We start from the raw sequence: 17,661 nt of genomic DNA on the forward strand, positions 1-17,661 counted from the left end.
TTACTCCAGGGTCAGGGCGAACAGGGTATTCACCCGTACCGTCACCGTCAGGGCCTTGGGGGCCAGCTGGGTGGGAGTGGCGGCATCATTGGCAGCCCCCACTTTTTCCATCCGGGCCATCAGCAAAGGCTGGGCTTCCACCACGGACGTGGTGGGGATGCTGGCCTGGCGGAGCACACCCAGTCCCCGTCCGCCGGCACTGGCCACCGCCTGGGCCGTATATTTGGCATTTTCCACGGCCTGGCCCAGCAGCTGCCGTTTGATCAGGTTCTCATCCTGGAGCCCGAACCGCACATTGTCCAGACGGTTGGCGCTTTCCAGGCCCTTGTCGATCACCGTGCCCAGATTGTCCAGACTCTTCACCTTCACGCTCCAGTCCGCCGTCACCTGGTAGCCGGCCAGTTTCTGCCCCCCGTTTTTCTGGTAGGTGTACCGGGGAGACACATTGTATCCGGTGGTGGCGATGTCATCCCGGGCAATTCCCTGGGCCACCATGGTGCGGATGAACTTCTGGCTGGCCTGGGCCCCGGCTTCCCGGACCTCATCCAGGGTCGCCCCCTGTTTTTCATAAGCAAAATCCACCGTGGCCATATCCGGGTCCACCGTACGGGTGGCCGTCCCGGTGATCTGGATGGTATCCAGGGGCTGATCCGCCCAGGCTGGTGTGGCATGGAGGCTGAAAGCCAGGACTGCTGCCGCGAACAATGCTCCGATTTTTTTCATACAATCACCTCATAAGAAAATTGTGAACATCGGTATTATAACACACTTCTGGGCAAAAGGTGACGGTCAGTCCTTTTTCCCGGATTTTTCCTCTTCCAGTGCCTTCTGCCAGGCCGGGCAGTCCCCGCTGATGGCTCCGTGGCATTCCTTCCGGCTGCTGCGCTGGGTTTCCACGATCTGTGCCGTCACATCCCCCAGGGTGATCCCCTTCAGATGATCCATGCACAGCCGGTCCAGCTCCCGGTACAGGGAATCGAACACCGAGGACATGCCGCTGCTGATGAAGCAGTTGTTCTCCTCATTGCCGCTGCGCCATTTGGTATCCACGAACACCGTATCCATGCCCTGGGCGATTTCATAGAGGGACACCTTTTCCAGGCCTTCACAGGGGCAGTATCCCCCCACATGGCCTTCCCGGGTGGTGATGATCCCCATTTTCTTCAGTTTCCCCATGATTTTCCGGACCCGGGCCGGGTTGGTGCAGATGTTTTCGGCCAGTTCCTCGCTGGAAGCCAGGCAGCCCCGATGGGACAGGTACACCAGCGCATGGACGGCCACAATAAAATCACTTTTCATACTTGCTCGCAAAGCAGGCCGGTTTCCGCCAGCCTGCTTTTCCCCTTCCTTCTATTTTTCGTTGAGATATTCCTCAGCATAGTGGATGGCCACCGCTCCGTCAGCGGCTGCCGTAATGATCTGCCGCACGGCCTTGGTCCGCACATCCCCCACGGCAAACACCCCGGGGACGGACGTTTTGGTATCTTCTCCCGCCATGATGTATCCTGCCTTGTCGGTGGCCACCTGACCGGCCGCCAGGCTGCTTTCCGGCAGCTGCCCGATGGCCACGAACAGGCCGTCCGCCGGCAGCACCCGTTTTTCACCGGTCTTCACATCCGTCAGTTCCACCCCGGTAAGCTTTTTGTCCGCCTGGAGCCCGGAAACCACGCTGTTCCAGATGATTTCCACCCCGGCATCCTTCAGCCGCTGGAGGTAGATGGGGGTAGCCCGGAGGGTATCCCGCCGGTGGACCAGGTACACCTTGCTGGCCAGTTTGGCCAGGTACAGGGCGTCGCCTACGGCGGTGTTGCCCCCACCATTGACCACCACCACTTTGTCCTTGTAGAAGTTCCCGTCACAGGTGGCGCAGTAGGCCACCCCCCGGTTCACCAGGGCTTCTTCCTGAGGGATCCCCAGTTTCCGGGGATGGGCCCCGGTGGCCAGGATCACCGTCCGGCCCAGGAAAGTGCCTTCAGAAGTTTCCACCACTTTGGGGTCCGCCAAGAGATCCACTTTGCTCACTTCCGCAAAGAAAGTCTCTGCCCCAGCCTTTTCGGCCCCTTCCTGCATCCGTTCCCCCAGCTCGAAACCATCCACCACCCCGGGGAATCCGGGATAGTTTTCCACATCGCTGGTGGTGGCCATCTGTCCTCCCGGGGACAGTTTTTCCAGCACCGCGGTGGCAAAGCCGCTCCGGGCCCCGTAGAGGGCTGCAGTATAGCCGGCGGGCCCACCGCCGATGATCAGGATATCATAGACTTTGCTCATAATGCGCCTTTCTCCTGGAGCCAGGTCTTCACCGCCGCTTTGGAGGGCGGGTTCACCAGCAGTTCACTGCACTGGCCGTCCTTCACCAGCATCAGGCTGGGGATGGTTTCCACTTTGAACTGTTCCGCCAGTTCCCGTTCTTCATCAATGTTCACTCCGCCAAAGGACACCTTGTCGGCGATTTCCATGGCCAGCTGGCCCAGGGCCGGTTTCAGCCGTTTGCAGTACCCGCACCAGGGAGCGGAAAAGCCCACCACCATGGGTTTGCTGCTCTGGAGCACCTCTTTGTCAAAATTGTCTTTGGTGATATGTAAGAATTCCATGAATATGACCTCCTTCAGTCCATTGGAAACAGTGGATTTTCGATTTACTGTAATTTTAGCAAATACAGTTAAGAAAGTCAAGAGGAGGATGCCGGCATCCCGGCATCCTCCGTCACTGTTCTCTGTTCACTGGCAAAAAAAGAAGGAACCTGCGGCAGGCTTATTTCCCCTCATGGGTCCCCAGCTGGATGGTCACGCAGGCGGCGATCAGCAGGGCGTACACGTAGTAGCAGTACTTCATCACGTCCAGAGGCGAGGTGCCTGCCAGCTGGGTCACGATCAGCATCCCCCCGTCATGGGGCATGACGCACAGGAAGCTGCAGGCGAAGATATCCACCAGGCTGGCCAGCCGTTTGGGTGCGATTTCGTATTTCTTCCCGATCACCTTGGCAATGGGACAGGTAACGATGATGGCGATGGTGTTGTTCACCATGGCCGCGGACAGCAGCCCGGACAGGAGCCCGATGCCGTATTCCGCCCCTTTCCGGCCGTGGATCCAGCCGGTGATCTTCTCCACCAGCCATTCTACGCCCCCGTAATACCGGACCAGGCCGATGATCCCGGAAACCAGGATGGCCACCATGCTGATGGAGAACATGTCCGCCATGCCGTCCCCCAGACCCTTGGCCCAGGTGAAGATGTCCACCGTTCCCTGGAGAAGGCCGATAACCCCGGTGAGCAGGATGCCCCCGAACAGCACCAGGGCCACGTTGATGCCCATCAGGGCCAGCACCAGCACCACCACATAGGGCAGAACCTGGAACAGGTTGAAATCCCCCACCTGGATGCCGCCCTGGACCTGGCCGCTGACCAGGTAGTACAGCACCAGGCTCACCAGGGCCGCCGGCAGGGCGATGGCAAAATTCATCCGGAACTTGTCCTTCATCCGGGAGCCGCAGCCTTCCGCTGCAGCAATGGTGGTGTCAGAGATCATGGACAGGTTGTCCCCGAAATAGGATCCGCAGATCACCGCGGCGCACACCGCCGCCAGGTTCAGGCCGGCCCCCTGGGCCACCCCGATGGCCACCGGGGCCATGGCCGCAATGGTCCCCATGCTGGTGCCGATGGCGGTGGAAATGAAGCAGCACATCAAAAACACCCCGGGGATCAGGAAGGAGGGCGGCACGAACTGGAGGCAGAAATTCACCACGCTGGTCTTGCCCCCGATGGCGGCGGCCGCCCCCTGGAACCCGCCGGCCAGCAGGTAGATCAGCACGATCATCATCACCCCGGAATCCCCCATGCCGGAGCAGAAGACTTTTAATTTTTCCTCAATGGGGCCCTTCTTCCACAGCAGGAAGGCCACCAGTGTCCCGGCCAGCAGGGCCACGTGACGGGGCAGGAAGCTGAAGGGCTTGGGGATCCCCAGCAGGGTAAAGGCCAGCCCGCAGCCAATGTACAGGCACAGGAACACCAGAAGGGGCAAAAAGGCCACGCCCCCCAGATTGCGGCTTTCGTCGTTGTTCATCATATCATCCTTTCAAATAAAAAAGGTGCTGCCGGGCAGCACCTTCCGTGTTCTGATTTATTTGGCTCCTACGGCCTTCATCACATCGTTGGTGATGTCCACGCCGCCGTCAACTACGGCACCGGCGCTCAGGACCGTATTGATACCCTTTTCCTTGGCCACTTTATGGACGGCATCCAGGATCTTCTTCCGGATGGGGTCGAACAGGGACTGTTCTCTCTTGGCGATCCGTTCCGTCAGATTGTTGTCCAGGGCCCGTTTGCCGTTGTCGTCCAGGCTGGGAGCCTTTTCCTGGAACTCCTTCTGGGCGTTCTGCTGTTCCAGGCTCATGGCTGCCCGGGCAGAAGCGAAATCAGGATGGTGGGAAAAGACCGTATTTAAATCCACATAACCGATGGTTTCAGCCGCATAGGCCGTAGCCGGTACCAGAGCGCCGGAATACCCGACACACAGCAGCAGGGCCATAACCATAGCCATCAATTGTTTTTTCACGAAAATCATCCTTTCTGTTGAGAAAATCTTCCTAAAGTAAAAGTGAATCTAACAGGAGTCATTATATCATGAGTGGTTTTCGGGTGCAAGAGAAAAAGGGGGTGTGAAAGAATTCACACCCCCGGTCGCAGGTCATGGGTCGCGAGCCGAGACCCGCGACCTGCAGCTTCGCTGCCCCTGACCATCTTTTACGCCAGCTCGTACCCTGCGTCTTCGATGACCTTTTTGAATTCGTCCTGGGAGATTTCCCGGTCCGCGGTCACTTTGGCGGTGCCTTTTTCCAGGTTCACGTCCACGGCGGATACACCGGCCATGGCGGCCAGGGCATCATGGACATGTTTCTGGCAGTTCACACACATCATTCCGTTGACTTTCAGTTCTTTTTCCATTGTTTTTTCCTCCTTCAGATTACACAGGCAATCGGCCTTTTTTTCATTTCATCAGTTTCTGCAGGGTTTCGCACAGCTCATCCACTACAGAATCATCCCCGGCCCGGATATCGTTCACCACACAGGACTTGATGTGGTTGGCCAGGAGCTTTTTATTGAAGGCATTGAGCCCGTTGCTGATGGCACTGACCTGGGTCAGGATGTCCACACAGTACCGGTCCTCTTCCAGCATTTTTTTCACTCCCCGCACCTGGCCTTCGATCCGGTTCAGCCGGGTAATCAGGTCCTGATATTCCTTGCAGTCCTTGTCCCGTACTGTCTTCAGATGTTCCATGGTACTATACCTCCGTTACGTATATTGTAGCCATGAAAGAAGGGATTGTCAAGATGACAATCCCTTTCCCGATAAACGGTCAACGGTCAGCGGACAATGGAAGCCGGGTCACTCCACCGCTTCGCAGCACTTGGCGCAGAGGGTGGGATGCTGGGGATCCTGGCCCACGGTCTTGCTGTAGCACCAGCACCGTTCGCATTTCTCCCCTTCGGCGGCTTCCACCAGCACCTTCAGGTCGTCCCGGCCAGTGGCTTCCCCGGCGTCGGTGAGTCCTTCGTGGACTTCCGCCTGGGAAACGATCAGCAGGGTGGGCAGATCTTTTTCCACCGCCTTCAGTTCCGCCAGGGCATCCCCGGTGGCGAACAGTTCCACCTTGGCATCCAGGGAATGGCCGATGGTCTTGGCCCGGCGGGCCCCTTCCAGCACTTTGGTGATTTCGCCCCGGATGGCGATGAAGGCATCCCATTTGGCCTTCAGGTCTTCCTTCACATATTCCGGATGGGCCTGGGGCCAGGGCAGCATCTGCACGCTCTGGGGGGCGTCAGCCGGCTTGTTCATATATTGGTAGACTTCTTCCATGGTGAAGCTCAGCACCGGCATCAGCATCACCATCAGTTCCCGGAGGATCTGGGTCATGGCGGTCTGGGCAGACCGGCGGGCCTTGCCGTCCTTCCGGCTGGTGTACAGACGGTCCTTGATGATATCCAGGTAGAAGGAGCTCATGTCCACGGTGCAGAAATCATGGATGGCATGGAACAGCACATGGAAATCGTAGGTTTCGTAGGCTTCGGTCACGTCCTTCTTCAGGGCTTCGAAGCGCATCAGGGCCCACTGATCCAGTTCTTCCATCTCTGCGAACGCCACCTTCTGGGTTTCGTAGTCGAAATCGTGGGTGTTCCCCAGGATGTACCGGATGGTGTTCCGGACTTTCCGGTAGGCTTCCGCCAGCTGTTTCAGGATCACCGGAGAGATCCGCACGTCCTGTTTGTAGTCGGAAGAAGCGGCCCACAGACGGACGATGTCGGCACCATACTGGTCGATGACTTCCTGGGGCACCACCACGTTCCCCAGGGATTTGCTCATCTTCCGGCCTTCCCCGTCCAGCACGTAGCCGTGGGTCAGCACGCTCCGGTAGGGAGCCTTGCCGGTCACGGCCACGGAAGTCAGCAGAGAGCTCTGGAACCAGCCTCTGTGCTGGTCGCTGCCTTCCAGGTACATGTCAGCGGGCCAGCTCAGTTCCGGACGGCGCTTGCAGACCCCCATGTGGGAGGAACCGCTGTCGAACCACACATCCATAATGTCCTTTTCCTTCCGGAAATGGGTGCCGCCGCATTTGGGGCATTTGGTCCCTTCCGGCAGCAGTTCTTCCGCCGTATGGTTCCACCAGGCATCGCTGCCTTCCTTGTCGAAGATGGTGGCAATCTTTTCCACGGTTTCTTCGTTGATCAGGGGTTCCCCACAGTCTTCGCAGTAGAAGATGGGGATGGGCACGCCCCAGACTCTCTGCCGGGAAATGCACCAGTCATGGCGGTCGGCCACCATGTTGTGGATCCGGGATTCACCCCAGCTGGGGATCCACTGGACATCCTCCGCAATGGCCTTCAGGGCATCGTCCCGGAACCCGTCCACAGAAGCGAACCACTGCTCGGAAGCCCGGAAGATGATGGGGTTCTTGCAGCGCCAGCAGTGGGCGTACTGGTGATGGATAGTCTTTTTGCCCAGGATGGCATTCTGTTCCGCCAGGTGCTTGATCACCAGGCCGTTGCTGTCAAAGACGAACTTGCCCTGGAACAGTTCCCCTGCTTCTTCCGTGAAGCAGCCTTTCTGGTCCACCGGGCACAGGATGGGCAGATTGTATTTCAGACCGGTGAGATAGTCCACGTCCCCATGGCCGGGAGCTGTATGGACGCAGCCGGAACCGGCTTCCTTGTCCACATAGTCCGCCAGTACCACCAGGGATTTCCGGTGGTTGTATTCCGGGAAGGGATGTTCGCATTCCGCATATTCAAAGGCACGGCCTTTGATGGTCCCCAGCACCGGCCCGAATTCCACGCCGCATTCCTGGGCCACTTTGTCCACCATATCGGCAGCCATGATCAGCACTTCCCCATTGTATTCCACCCAGGCATAGTCAAAGTCCGGGTTCAGGGCCACAGCCACGTTGGCGGGAATGGTCCAGGGGGTGGTGGTCCAGATCACCATATAGGCTTTTTTGCCCTGGGCGGCTTCCGGGGTCAGCCCGTTGTCCTTCACCAGAGGCATCTTCACGAAAATGGTCGGAGTCTTCTGGTCGGCATATTCGATTTCCGCTTCCGCCAGGGCCGTTTCGCAGTGAGGGCACCAGTATACGGTCTTCTTGCCTTTGTAGATGTAGCCTTTGTTGGCCATGGTGCCGAACACCCGGATCTGTTCCGCTTCGAAATGGGGATCCAGAGTCACATAGGGATGGTCCCAGTCACCCAGCACACCCAGCCGTTTGAAATCCTTCCGCTGGGTATCGATCCACTGGAGGGCATATTCCCGGCACATTTTCCGCAGTTCCACCGGGGACAGCTTGTGACGGTCCACGCCGGTGGCCTTCAGGCAGGCATGTTCGATGGGCATGCCGTGGGTATCCCAGCCGGGGACATAGGGGGTGTCATACCCCTGGGCGTATTTGTATTTGATGATGATGTCCTTCAGGACCTTGTTCAGGGCATGGCCCATGTGGATCTTGCCGTTGGCGTAGGGAGGTCCGTCATGGAGGACGAACTTCTTGTGGCCTGCATGGAGTTTCTGTTTTTCTCCATAGATATCGTTTTTATACCAGAAATCCAGGAAATCCGGTTCCCGTTTGGGCAGGCCCGCCCGCATAGGGAATTCAGTTTCCGGCAGGTTCAACGTCGCTGCATACTTGTCGTCTTTCTTGCTCACTGCTTTACACCTCCAAAAAATAAGTCCCGTCCCCCGAAAGGGACGGGACAAAAGGGCCCGTGGTACCACCCTCATGACAGCTGTGCTGCCACTCTGTATGAGGTAACGGTCATAACCCGGGTCCATCTACTGCTGGTTCGATGACCGGCTCCAGAGTGATCTTCTTCCGCAAGGCCTCCTGTCCGGGCTCCCACCCTCCCCGGATCGCTGCACCAGCCCGGCGGCGTACTGTCTCTGTCATCGCCTGTTGGTATCAAATTCCTGTATATTATACACTTCTTCCACAGGCAGGTCAACTGGAAAAGGCCCGTGCCGCCTCGAACATCACGATTCCCCCGGCCACGGCCACGTTCAGGCTTTCCGCATGGCCGGCCATGGGGATCTTCACCTTCTGGTCCGCAGCGGCCAGGATTTCCGGGGATACCCCTTCCGCCTCGCTGCCCAGCACCAGGGCCGTCTTTTCCGGCCAGGTGAGTCTTGTCATGTCCTCCGCCCCTTCCAGGGCCGTGGCCCACAGGGCATACCCGTGCTGCCGGCACCATTCTTCCAGTTCCCCGGTCTTCACCCCGGTGAACACCGGCAGGTGGAACAGGGAGCCCATGGTGGACCGGACCACCTTGGGATTGTAGAGATCCGCCGTATTTTCCAGCAGCACCACCCCGGCGGCTCCCAGGGCATCTGCGGTGCGGATCAGGGTTCCCAGGTTCCCCGGGTCCCGGATCCGGTCCAGCACCAGCACCATTCCCCGTTCCGGGGCAAAGGCGGCCAGTTCTTCCCGGCGCAGTTCCACCAGGGCCGCCACGCTCTGGGGATCTTCCGTGGCCGTGATCTTCTGGAGCACCGGCAGGGGCACTTCATACCAGGGCAGGGAACTGTTTTCCGCCTGCTGTTCCCAGCCTTCCGGCAGCCGGGTGAAGAACAGGGCCCGGATGGTCCAGCCGGAAGCCAGGGCTTCTTCCACCGCCCGTTTCCCTTCCAGCAGGAACAGGCCCTCCTTCTGCCGGTACTTTTTCATTTTCAGGGAAGCCGCCCGCTTCACCAGGTCATTTTTCAACGATGTCAGGGTTGTGATCATATGCCGTCCTCCAGGGCTTCCACACTTTTCCGGCTGCCGATGACCACCAGCAGATCCCCCTCCTGGAGGGGCTTGGTGGGTTCCAGGGTCATTTCCGTGGAGCCGTCCCTGTGCTTCACCGCCACCACGTTCACCTGGTACTTCCGCCGCACATCCAGTTCCGCCAGGCTCTTCCCGGCCATGCTTTGGCTCAGGTTCACTTCCATCAGGCAGATGTTGTCCGACAGTTCCACGAAATCCAGGATATTGGTGTAGGCCAGGTTGTGTCCCACCCGGCGGCCCATATCCCGTTCCGGATAGATGATTTTGGTGGCCCCCAGCTTCTTCAGCATCTTCCCGTGGATGGGATTGGAGGCCTTGGCCACAATGGTCTTCAGCCCCGCTTCCTTCAGCAGCAGGGTGGCCAGCAGGCTGGGTTCCAGGTTGCCGATGGCCACCACTCCCACATCGAAGTTCCGGATGCCCAGGCTGTTCACCGTCTTCTCATCGATGACGTCGCAGACCACCGCGTGGGTCAGCTTGTCCGCCATGTTTTCCACCACATCTTCATTGTTGTCAATGCCCAGGACCTCGTGGCCCAGCGAAGTGAGGGTTTCCGCCACACTGCTGCCGAACCGGCCCAGGCCCCAGACGATAAATTGCCGTTTGTCTTTCATGGTATACCGAACGCTCCTAACCGATGATGATATTTTCCTTGGGATAATGGATATGGCCCGAAGGCTTGTTGGCCGCCAGAGCCAGGGCGAAAGTCATGAACCCCACCCGGCCTGCATACATGGACAGCATCAGGATGATCTTGCTGGCCGTGCAGATATGCTGGCTGAGCCCGGTGGACAGCCCCACTGTGGCATAGGCCGAAACCACTTCAAAGGCCGCATACAGGAACGAGGTGTCCTCCAGGCAGGTGAGCATCAGGGTGGCAAAGAACACCCACAAAAGGGACATGCTGGCGATGGCAAAAGCCTGGAACATGGTCTCGCCGGTGATCCGCCGTCCGAAGATCTCACATTCCTCCTTGCCCCGGACCACCTGCCAGATGTTCAGCAGCAGCAGGGAAAAGGTGGTGGTCTTGATCCCGCCCCCGGTGGATGCAGGGGAAGCCCCGATGAACATCAGCATGATCACGAAAATCATGGTGGGCACCCGCAGGCTGTTCAGGTCCAGGGTATTGAACCCGGCAGTACGGGGGCTCACCGACTGCATGAAGCTGGCCCAGAAGGCCTCGCTGCCGGTGAGGCTCCCCAGGGTCCCCGGGTTGTCCCGTTCCAGCAGGCCGATAACCGCCGTCCCGCCTGCAATCAGCACCACGGTGCTCACCAGCACCATTTTGCTGTGGAGCTTCAGCTGCCGGAAGTTCCGTTTTTCCATCACATCCCGCATCACCGCAAACCCCAGGCCCCCCAGGATGATCAGCAGGCAGATGCACAGGTTCACCACCGGATCCCCCACATAGGCAGTCAGGCTCTGGTAATGGCCGAACAGGTCGAACCCGGCGTTGCAGAAGGCAGAGACGGAATGCCAGTAGCCGTAATAGATGCCCCGGATCCCATACTGGGGATAGAATCGGATGGCCAGGAGGGTGCCGAACACCCCCTCGATCACCGCCGTATACTTGGCGATCCGCAGGCTCATCCGCACCACCCCGTCCAGTTCATTCTGGTTCAGGGACGCCTGGATGTTCAGCCGGGACTGGAGATCGATCCGTTTCCGCATGATCACGGAAAAAAGCGTGGCAAACAGCACCAGACCCAGGCCTCCCAGCTGGATCAGGGCGATGATCACCAGCTGGCCGAACAGGGAAAAATAGGTCCCGGTGTCCACCACCACCAGGCCCGTGACACAGGAAGCGGATGTGGCGGTGAACAGGGCATCCACAAAGGAAAGAGACGACCCGTCCGCGCTAGCACAGGGCAGCATCAGCAGCAGGGCCCCGGCCAGGATCAGCCCCACGAAGGTCAGGGCGATCAGCTGGGAAGGAGAAAACCGTTTGATCTGGTTCAAGATGGTCCACCTTATTTCCGGATCATTTCAGCATTGATGTCCTTGAGAGAAGCGGCACCGCACATTTCCATGGTGTCCGCCAGTTCCGCTCCCAGTTTGTCCGCCAGCAGTCTGGCCCCTTCCCGGCCGCCGCCGTACACCGCATTCACGAAAGGACGGGCGATCAGCACGGCATCGGCTCCCAGTGCCAGTGCCTTGAACACATCCACCCCGCTGCGGATGCCCCCGTCCACCAGGATCTTCATGGTGCCGCCCACGGCCACGGCGATTTCTTCCAGCACTTCCGCCGTTGCCGGGCTCTGGTCCAGCACCCGGCCCCCATGGTTGGACACCACGATGGCGGAAGCGCCGGCTTCCCGGGCCTTCAGGGCGCCCTTGACGCTCATGATTCCCTTGATGATGAAGGGCAGTCCAGCCTCTTTGATGATGGCTTTCATCTCATCCACGGATTTGCTCCCCGCAGGGGGCACGAAATTCTTCAGGAAGGGCAGTCCGGCCGCATCCACGTCCATGGCCACCGCAAAGGCACCGGATTGTTTCACCAGTTCCATCTTTTCCGCGATCATCTGGGCGTTCCAGGGCTTCACCGTGGGAACCCCCACCCCGCCGCAGGCCTTGATGGCGTCCGTGGCCCCCTGCATCACCTGGGGATCCATCCCGTCCCCGGTAAAGGCGGCGATGCCGGCATCCGCACACCCGGGCACCAGTTCCGCATTGTAGGTCACATCATTGTATTTGTCGCTGTAGTGCATGGCCACCGCGCCCACCGGACCGGCAAAGATCGGGTATTTGAAAGTGCGGCCGAACAGTTCGATGGACGTATCCACCGGCCGTTTTTCACAGAGGGTATCCATCACCACACGGATGTCCTGCCATTTGGCATAGTTCCGGATGGCCGTATCCCCCACACCCTTGGCCCCAGGGCCGGGAATGGTGTTCCGGCAGGCAATGCCGTTGCAAACCGGGCACCCCTTGCACTTGCCCAGACATTTTCTCGCGTTTTCCATAACTTCCTTAAAATCCATATCTGTCACTCCCCTGTATGGAAGGTACCCCCGGCACCTCCCGGATTCGATACCTATTATACCACATCTTCCCCCCTTGCAATCCCCTCCAGAATACGCTATAATACCCATACCAATTGGATAATCCCTTCCTGCGGATGGCACAGGGGCAGGAAGGATCATGAGGACCTGGCATTGTAAAATGTCCGGTCCTCTTTTTTGGTGTTCCACCTGGCACATTCTACAATGAGGTGATTCTATGTCAAACACAAGTCAAGTCTTTCAGGAACTGTTCGCCGGTGTCATGGGCATGGCTGACTGGACCGTCTGGGTCATGTTGGCCATCGGGGTCCTGCTGATCTGGCTGGGGGTCCGCAAGGGCTACGAACCGGTGCTGCTGTTCCCCATGGGGGTGGGCTGCATCCTGGCCAACATCCCCGGCCATTTCGCCGTCATGCCCACCGGAGGCGGTGAGCCCGGATTCCTTACGGTGCTCTACAACCTGGGCATCGCCAACGAGCTGTTCCCGGTGCTGATCTTCATCGGCATCGGTGCCATGTGTGATTTCACCCCCCTGCTCCGGGCGCCCTACATGATGCTGTTCGCAGCCGCCGCCCATCTGGGGATCTTCGCCGCCACCCTCTGCGCCGCCCTGGTTGGCTTCCCCTTCAACGAAGCCGCCTCCATCGGGATCATCGGCGCGGCGGACGGCCCCACCACCATCTTCGTGGCCCAGAAATTCGCCACCGAACTGCTGGCGCCCCTGACCGTCACCGCCTTCTGCTACATGTCCCTGGTGCCCATCATCCAGCCTCCGGTGGTGAAACTGCTGACCACCAAAGAAGAACGGCGGATCCGGATGCCCTACGAGGAAGAAAAGCCCGTATCCCAGACCGCTCTGTTCCTGTTCCCCCTGATGGTGACCCTGATCGCCGGGATCATCGCCCCCATCTCCGTACCCCTGATCGGTGCCCTGATGTTCGGGAACCTACTGAAGGTATCCGGGTGCTGCGACAGCCTGTCCAACTGTGCCCAGAATGAACTGACCAACCTGGTGACCCTGCTGCTGGGGATCACCGTAGGGGCCACCATGACCGCCGAAAATATCCTGACGGTCCAGGTGCTGAAGATCCTGGCCCTGGGGGCCGTGGCCTTCATTTTCGATACGGTGGGGGGCCTGCTCTTCGCCAAACTGGCCAACCTGTTCCTGAAGAAAAAGATCAATCCCATGATCGGGGCCTGCGGCATCAGCGCCTTCCCCATTTCCGGACGGGTCATCGCCAAAATGGCCCTGAAGGAAGATCCCACCAATTTCATCATCCAGCAGGCCATCGGGGTCAACGTGGCCGGACAGGTGGCCAGCGTGGTGGCCGGCGGCCTGGCCATGGCCCTGATCCCGGTCCTGATGTAAAGGAGGCAGAAACATGGATTCCGTAACCGCATCTCTGGAACTGCTCGTCATCGCCTATCCCCTGGTGTTCGTGGTCATGGCCCTGTTCGCCGGCCTCACCTGGGGCCTGACCAAACTGTTTCCGGCAAAAGAATAAAGGAAGGGGCTGTTGCAAGCGCAACAGCCCCTTTGTCAGCTGTCAGCGGCCGATGGGAATCAATTTTGCAAATTGATTTTGAAAGAAAAAAGACAGACCGTAGGGGGCGCAGGCCCGGCGCCCCGGCCACCGTTTTTTCTATCCGCCCTTTACAAGGGCGGGGGTATCCATGCGCAGCATGGGTGGTGGGTTAGCAGCCCAAGGGCTGCCTTTCCATTCAGAAACATTTGCCGGGGCAAATGGTATCCTTCGGCGTGAGGCAGATTTGAGGGGCGGGGCAACCGGCCTGCGCCCCCTCGTATAATAAAGTTGTACCAGATATTCCCTTTTAAAATGAATTACGGTACGATTAGAATGGAGCTGTGGATCGGTTGCGCCCCCTACCGCTTGACGGTTTTCGTAGAGTCCGACCACAGACTTCATTCAATTTGTTAATGAGTTGGATACCGCTCGACGGTTCATATCTAGCGAGGATACATTATGATGAAGTCTCTGTGGCTTTGATGCACAGCTGCCAATTCAAAAAAGGAGGTCGATTTTTATGCTTTGTGTCGGAATTGATGTTGCAAAGCGGAAACATGACTGCTGTATCATCGACTCGGATGCATTGAAAACAGTTGAATCTTTTACGTTTCCCAATTCACGGGAAGGCTTTGACATGCTTCTTTCCAAGATTTCTGAGCTGGGCATCCCAAAAGATAAAATAAGAGTAGGGTTGGAAGCAACCGGCCACTATTCCTCGAATCTCGCCCATTTCATCTCAGAACATGACCTTCCCCTGAACATTTTCAATCCGCTTCTCACAAATAGATACAAGCAAGGATTCAGCCTGCGCTATTGCACAGATGATTGTGTCAGGAAAAGCATCCCAAACCTACTCTCCTTTATTGTACCATAACGAGGAGCTGAAATCACTCTCTCGTTACAGATCTCAAACCATACAGAAGTGTTCCAAGCTAAAGATATCGGTTTCCCGCCTGGTTACGATTTTGTTCCCAGAGCTGGAAGGTCTGACATCGTCCATCCATCTTGCTTCAATTTATGCGCTTCTAAAAGCCTATCCTGGCCATGAACAGATTGCTCATTGCAGCATGAAGCAGCTGACACGCCTGTTAAGTGATGCCTCCCAAGGCAGATTTGACAAAAGCAAGGCTTTGGAGATTCATCAGGCAGCATGCCGTTCTATCGGGACGGTCTCGCTTTCGGCTTCTATGGAACTCGTCCATGCCATTACGGATATTGAAGTTTTGAAGCAGCATGTTGCTGAAATCGATGAGAAAATTAAGGAAATGGCAGACCAGGAGGAATCTTCGATTATTGACATACCAGGGATCGGTTATACCCTTTGTGCCAGTATTCTGGGCGAAACCGGTGATTTCAAGCGTTTTCCTGATGTCGATAAGCTCCTTGCTTATGCAGGGATGTCACCTTCCAAATATGAATCTGGAGGTTTCCATTCGAACCATAACAAGATGGAAAAAAGAGGATCCCCCTATTTGCGAAAGACACTGTTCGTCGCTGTCCGCCTGGTTGCACAGAATGTGCCAAAGTTCAAAGAATACCTTGAAAAGAAATTGTCCGAACACAAGCCTTACAAAGTCGCTTTGTCCCATGTGGCCAAGAAACTGATCCGATTGATTTACCGGCTTGGTGTTAGTCGCTGCCCTTATTTAGCCTGATTTTTGAAAGCCCACAAGAGGGGGCTTGGGTAAGTGCGCCCTTTTGCCAAAATCCATAGCAACTGAAATTTATTTTAAAATTGGCTTGACTTTATATAGTTGGTCTACGCTATCGCAATGGATCATTGGATTTCCGCCGTCCCGCTCTGCACTCTTCTCCGTGCATCCCGTCAGGTCCGTGTCTGCCTTCTTATCACCCCCAAATCCCATTCATACCGGTAAAACTCCCGATAATGACCTTCTTTTTCCAGTTGGGAAGGAATTTTTCTGTTCCCTTCAGAAGAAATTCCCCATACCAACTTTTTAAGGAGACCAGTCTATGGAAAGAATCAAAACCTTTGACGAACTCACCATCCGGGACAATTTTCTCTTTCAGCATGTTATGCGCAATGAACGGCTTTGCAAACATCTGATTGAAAAGTTCCTGAACATCCAGATCCGTTCCCTCCAGTACCAGAGTTTCGAAAAAACCATCGATCTCCGTCTGGAGGGCAAAAGCATCCGCCTGGATGTCTTCGTGGAAGACAATGAAGGCCGTGTTTACGACATCGAAATGCAGTGTTCCAATTCCCCCAGGAATGACCTGGCCAAACGCAGCCGTTTCTACCAGAGCCTGATCGATGGAGAGCTGCTGGACAAGGGCAAACCCTACGAAGAACTGAATCCGTCCTATGTCATCTTCATCTGTACCTTCGACCCTTTTCACAGAGGGCTGCCCATTTACACTTTTACCCATTGCTGTAAAGAGGATAACAGGGTACAATTAAAAGACGAAGAGACCCGGATGTTCCTGAACAGCAAGGGCAGCGAGAATGCGGCAGATCCTGACATCGCCGCCTTTCTCCGGTACGTGGACGGAAAAGCGGCTGAAGGAAGGTTCGTGGAAAGCCTGGATCAGGAAGTCCATCTTGTCAAAAGTATGGATAAAGTGAGGCGAGAATATATGATTTTAAGCGATGAAATCAGAAGACGCCAAAAAGAAGCAGCAGAAGAAGGCTGGCAGGAAGGTATGCAGAAGGGCATGGAAAAAGGCCGGCGGCAGATGCTGCTGAATTTCCTTTCCAGCGGCATGTCTGTAGAACAGGTAGCTGCCGGAGCCAAAGTTCCCATTGATTACGTACGGAAACTGGCTGAAGAGATGAAAGAAGAAGTATAGGAAAAAAGGCCGCCGGAAGTTCCGGCGGCCTTTGTCAGCGGTCAACGGTCAGCTGTCAGCGGCCGTTCGTGCGTCCCGCGGGGCAACCGGCCTGCGTTCCCTACGGTACCGCAATGGATTGTTGGTTTCCCGCCGAACAAATCTGATCTCCGCCTTCTTCCCCAGCCCCCTTGCCCCCTTCCCCCAACTGTTCTATACTATTACCCGTGACCAAATGGAAAGGATGCCTGCTTCATGGAAAAATACATCGATATCAATGAAAACGGCTACAGCGTCCGCTGCAAGCTGTTCTACCAGAAGGATTTCCGGAACATTCCCAACCTGGTGATCTGCACCCACGGGTTCGGGGGAAACAAGGAGAACCATTCGGCGGCCAAGTTTGCCCAGCAGCTGATCACCAAATACAAGGGGTACGGGGTGCTGGTATTCGACTGGCCCTGTCACGGGGCCGACGCCCGGAAGAAACTGGTGCTGGAGGAATTCATGACCTACCTGACCCTGGTGGTGGACTACGCCCGGAAAGAACTCCATGCCACCACCCTGTATAACTATTCCGCCAGTTTCGGAGCCTACCTGACACTGAAATACATGGCGGAAATCGGCAATCCCTTCAAAAAGGTGGCCCTCCGGTGCCCGGGGATCCACATGGCCCAGCTGACCCGGAACTACCTGAGCCCGGAAGAGATGGAGAAGCTGAAAAAGGGCAAGGAAGTCCAGGTGGGCTACGAACGGAAGATGAAGATGGACCAACAGTTCCTGGACGATCTGGACCGGTCGGACATCCGGAAGTATGAGTACTTCGACTGGGCGGACAATATGCTGATTCTCCACGGGACCAAGGACAAGCTGGCCCCCATCGAGGATTCCCGGGAATTTGCGGAGAACAACGTGATCACCTTCCTCCCGGTGGAAAACGCCAACCACACCTTCAGCGATCCCAAGACCAGTGATTTCGCCGCCCACACGATCGTAGAGTTTTTCGGACCGGAACAATAAAAAAATAAGGGGTGCT

The 17,661-nt window shown here is 57.0% G+C and carries 19 protein-coding genes; 6 read left to right on the forward strand and 13 right to left on the reverse strand.

Going from position 1 to position 17,661, the window contains the following annotated elements:
- The 13 genes from ACFER_RS07565 to ACFER_RS07625 all read right to left on the reverse strand — a co-directional run bounded on the left by ACFER_RS07565 (position 1) and on the right by ACFER_RS07625 (position 12,288).
- On the reverse strand, positions 1 to 723 hold the full coding sequence (locus ACFER_RS07565) for an SIMPL domain-containing protein (RefSeq protein WP_012938831.1): 723 nt from the start codon (positions 721 to 723) through the stop codon (positions 1 to 3).
- Positions 724 to 789: 66 nt separating this feature from the next.
- Positions 790 to 1,299, reverse strand: a complete 510-nt coding sequence (locus ACFER_RS07570) for an RrF2 family transcriptional regulator (RefSeq protein ID WP_012938832.1) — start codon at positions 1,297 to 1,299, stop codon at positions 790 to 792.
- A gap of 51 nt (positions 1,300 to 1,350) precedes the next feature.
- Positions 1,351 to 2,268 (reverse strand): thioredoxin-disulfide reductase, encoded by a 918-nt coding sequence (trxB, locus tag ACFER_RS07575; protein WP_012938833.1) that lies wholly within the window; start codon positions 2,266 to 2,268, stop codon positions 1,351 to 1,353.
- A complete protein-coding gene (locus ACFER_RS07580; protein WP_012938834.1) occupies positions 2,265 to 2,591 on the reverse strand; it encodes a thioredoxin family protein in 327 nt (108 codons plus the stop codon). Before ACFER_RS07580 ends, trxB begins: the two co-directional genes overlap by 4 nt.
- Positions 2,592 to 2,751: 160 nt before the next feature.
- Complete coding sequence (locus tag ACFER_RS07585; protein ID WP_041666233.1) at positions 2,752 to 4,062, reverse strand: Na+/H+ antiporter NhaC family protein; 1,311 nt, start codon at positions 4,060 to 4,062, stop codon at positions 2,752 to 2,754.
- Between the two features lie 54 nt (positions 4,063 to 4,116).
- A complete protein-coding gene (locus ACFER_RS07590) occupies positions 4,117 to 4,560 on the reverse strand; it encodes an OmpH/Skp family outer membrane protein (RefSeq protein ID WP_049763455.1) in 444 nt (147 codons plus the stop codon).
- A gap of 179 nt (positions 4,561 to 4,739) precedes the next feature.
- Entirely contained in the window at positions 4,740 to 4,940 is a 201-nt protein-coding gene (locus tag ACFER_RS07595; RefSeq protein WP_012938837.1) for a heavy-metal-associated domain-containing protein, read from the reverse strand.
- A 43-nt stretch (positions 4,941 to 4,983) separates the two neighbouring features.
- Entirely contained in the window at positions 4,984 to 5,274 is a 291-nt protein-coding gene (locus tag ACFER_RS07600; protein ID WP_012938838.1) for a metal-sensing transcriptional repressor, read from the reverse strand.
- Between the two features lie 108 nt (positions 5,275 to 5,382).
- Complete coding sequence (gene ileS / locus ACFER_RS07605; protein WP_049763492.1) at positions 5,383 to 8,127, reverse strand: isoleucine--tRNA ligase; 2,745 nt, start codon at positions 8,125 to 8,127, stop codon at positions 5,383 to 5,385.
- Between the two features lie 352 nt (positions 8,128 to 8,479).
- Positions 8,480 to 9,262, reverse strand: a complete 783-nt coding sequence (locus tag ACFER_RS07610) for a TrmH family RNA methyltransferase (protein WP_012938840.1) — start codon at positions 9,260 to 9,262, stop codon at positions 8,480 to 8,482.
- Positions 9,259 to 9,918, reverse strand: a complete 660-nt coding sequence (locus ACFER_RS07615) for a potassium channel family protein (protein WP_012938841.1) — start codon at positions 9,916 to 9,918, stop codon at positions 9,259 to 9,261. Before ACFER_RS07615 ends, ACFER_RS07610 begins: the two co-directional genes overlap by 4 nt.
- A 16-nt stretch (positions 9,919 to 9,934) precedes the next feature.
- Entirely contained in the window at positions 9,935 to 11,263 is a 1,329-nt protein-coding gene (locus ACFER_RS07620; protein WP_012938842.1) for a TrkH family potassium uptake protein, read from the reverse strand.
- 11 nt (positions 11,264 to 11,274) lie between these two features.
- Positions 11,275 to 12,288 (reverse strand): alpha-hydroxy-acid oxidizing protein, encoded by a 1,014-nt coding sequence (locus tag ACFER_RS07625; RefSeq protein WP_012938843.1) that lies wholly within the window; start codon positions 12,286 to 12,288, stop codon positions 11,275 to 11,277.
- A 238-nt stretch (positions 12,289 to 12,526) separates the two neighbouring features.
- On the opposite strand from ACFER_RS07625, the gene ACFER_RS07630 reads away from it, so the two are divergent.
- The 6 genes from ACFER_RS07630 (at position 12,527) to ACFER_RS07645 (ending at position 17,645) form a co-directional block, all read left to right on the forward strand.
- Positions 12,527 to 13,678: a sodium ion-translocating decarboxylase subunit beta gene (locus ACFER_RS07630; protein WP_012938844.1), complete on the forward strand. Its 1,152-nt coding sequence runs from the start codon at positions 12,527 to 12,529 to the stop codon at positions 13,676 to 13,678.
- Positions 13,679 to 13,691: 13 nt separating this feature from the next.
- Positions 13,692 to 13,814 carry a hypothetical protein gene (locus tag ACFER_RS11920; protein WP_012938845.1) on the forward strand — a complete coding sequence of 41 codons (123 nt, stop codon included), beginning with the start codon at positions 13,692 to 13,694 and terminating at the stop codon, positions 13,812 to 13,814.
- A gap of 541 nt (positions 13,815 to 14,355) precedes the next feature.
- Entirely contained in the window at positions 14,356 to 14,712 is a 357-nt protein-coding gene (locus ACFER_RS11850; RefSeq protein WP_227898280.1) for an IS110 family transposase, read from the forward strand.
- Positions 14,713 to 14,803: 91 nt separating this feature from the next.
- Positions 14,804 to 15,493, forward strand: a complete 690-nt coding sequence (locus tag ACFER_RS11855; protein WP_244830030.1) for a transposase — start codon at positions 14,804 to 14,806, stop codon at positions 15,491 to 15,493.
- Between the two features lie 319 nt (positions 15,494 to 15,812).
- Complete coding sequence (locus ACFER_RS07640; protein WP_012938846.1) at positions 15,813 to 16,649, forward strand: Rpn family recombination-promoting nuclease/putative transposase; 837 nt, start codon at positions 15,813 to 15,815, stop codon at positions 16,647 to 16,649.
- A gap of 234 nt (positions 16,650 to 16,883) precedes the next feature.
- Complete coding sequence (locus tag ACFER_RS07645) at positions 16,884 to 17,645, forward strand: alpha/beta hydrolase family protein (RefSeq protein WP_012938847.1); 762 nt, start codon at positions 16,884 to 16,886, stop codon at positions 17,643 to 17,645.
- Positions 17,646 to 17,661 lie beyond the last annotated feature (16 nt).

It is taken from the genome of Acidaminococcus fermentans DSM 20731, assembly GCF_000025305.1.
Classification (GTDB): Bacteria; Bacillota; Negativicutes; order Acidaminococcales; family Acidaminococcaceae; genus Acidaminococcus; species Acidaminococcus fermentans.

Excerpts from the sequence above, each read along its gene's own strand:
- ACFER_RS07640 (WP_012938846.1), top strand. The coding sequence starts at position 15,813 with ATGGAAAGAATCAAAACCTTTGACGAACTCACCATCCGGGACAATTTT.
- ACFER_RS07580 (WP_012938834.1), bottom strand. The coding sequence starts at position 2,591 with ATGGAATTCTTACATATCACCAAAGACAATTTTGACAAAGAGGTGCTC.
- ACFER_RS07615 (WP_012938841.1), bottom strand. The coding sequence starts at position 9,918 with ATGAAAGACAAACGGCAATTTATCGTCTGGGGCCTGGGCCGGTTCGGC.
- ACFER_RS07625 (WP_012938843.1), bottom strand. The coding sequence starts at position 12,288 with ATGGATTTTAAGGAAGTTATGGAAAACGCGAGAAAATGTCTGGGCAAG.
- ACFER_RS07645 (WP_012938847.1), top strand. The coding sequence starts at position 16,884 with ATGGAAAAATACATCGATATCAATGAAAACGGCTACAGCGTCCGCTGC.
- ACFER_RS11920 (WP_012938845.1), top strand. The coding sequence starts at position 13,692 with ATGGATTCCGTAACCGCATCTCTGGAACTGCTCGTCATCGCCTATCCC.
- ACFER_RS07600 (WP_012938838.1), bottom strand. The coding sequence starts at position 5,274 with ATGGAACATCTGAAGACAGTACGGGACAAGGACTGCAAGGAATATCAG.
- ACFER_RS07610 (WP_012938840.1), bottom strand. The coding sequence starts at position 9,262 with ATGATCACAACCCTGACATCGTTGAAAAATGACCTGGTGAAGCGGGCG.
- trxB (WP_012938833.1), bottom strand. The coding sequence starts at position 2,268 with ATGAGCAAAGTCTATGATATCCTGATCATCGGCGGTGGGCCCGCCGGC.
- ACFER_RS07630 (WP_012938844.1), top strand. The coding sequence starts at position 12,527 with ATGTCAAACACAAGTCAAGTCTTTCAGGAACTGTTCGCCGGTGTCATG.
- ACFER_RS07590 (WP_049763455.1), bottom strand. The coding sequence starts at position 4,560 with ATGATTTTCGTGAAAAAACAATTGATGGCTATGGTTATGGCCCTGCTG.
- ileS (WP_049763492.1), bottom strand. The coding sequence starts at position 8,127 with ATGCGGGCGGGCCTGCCCAAACGGGAACCGGATTTCCTGGATTTCTGG.
- ACFER_RS07570 (WP_012938832.1), bottom strand. The coding sequence starts at position 1,299 with ATGAAAAGTGATTTTATTGTGGCCGTCCATGCGCTGGTGTACCTGTCC.
- ACFER_RS07585 (WP_041666233.1), bottom strand. The coding sequence starts at position 4,062 with ATGATGAACAACGACGAAAGCCGCAATCTGGGGGGCGTGGCCTTTTTG.
- ACFER_RS07595 (WP_012938837.1), bottom strand. The coding sequence starts at position 4,940 with ATGGAAAAAGAACTGAAAGTCAACGGAATGATGTGTGTGAACTGCCAG.
- ACFER_RS07565 (WP_012938831.1), bottom strand. The coding sequence starts at position 723 with ATGAAAAAAATCGGAGCATTGTTCGCGGCAGCAGTCCTGGCTTTCAGC.
- ACFER_RS11850 (WP_227898280.1), top strand. The coding sequence starts at position 14,356 with ATGCTTTGTGTCGGAATTGATGTTGCAAAGCGGAAACATGACTGCTGT.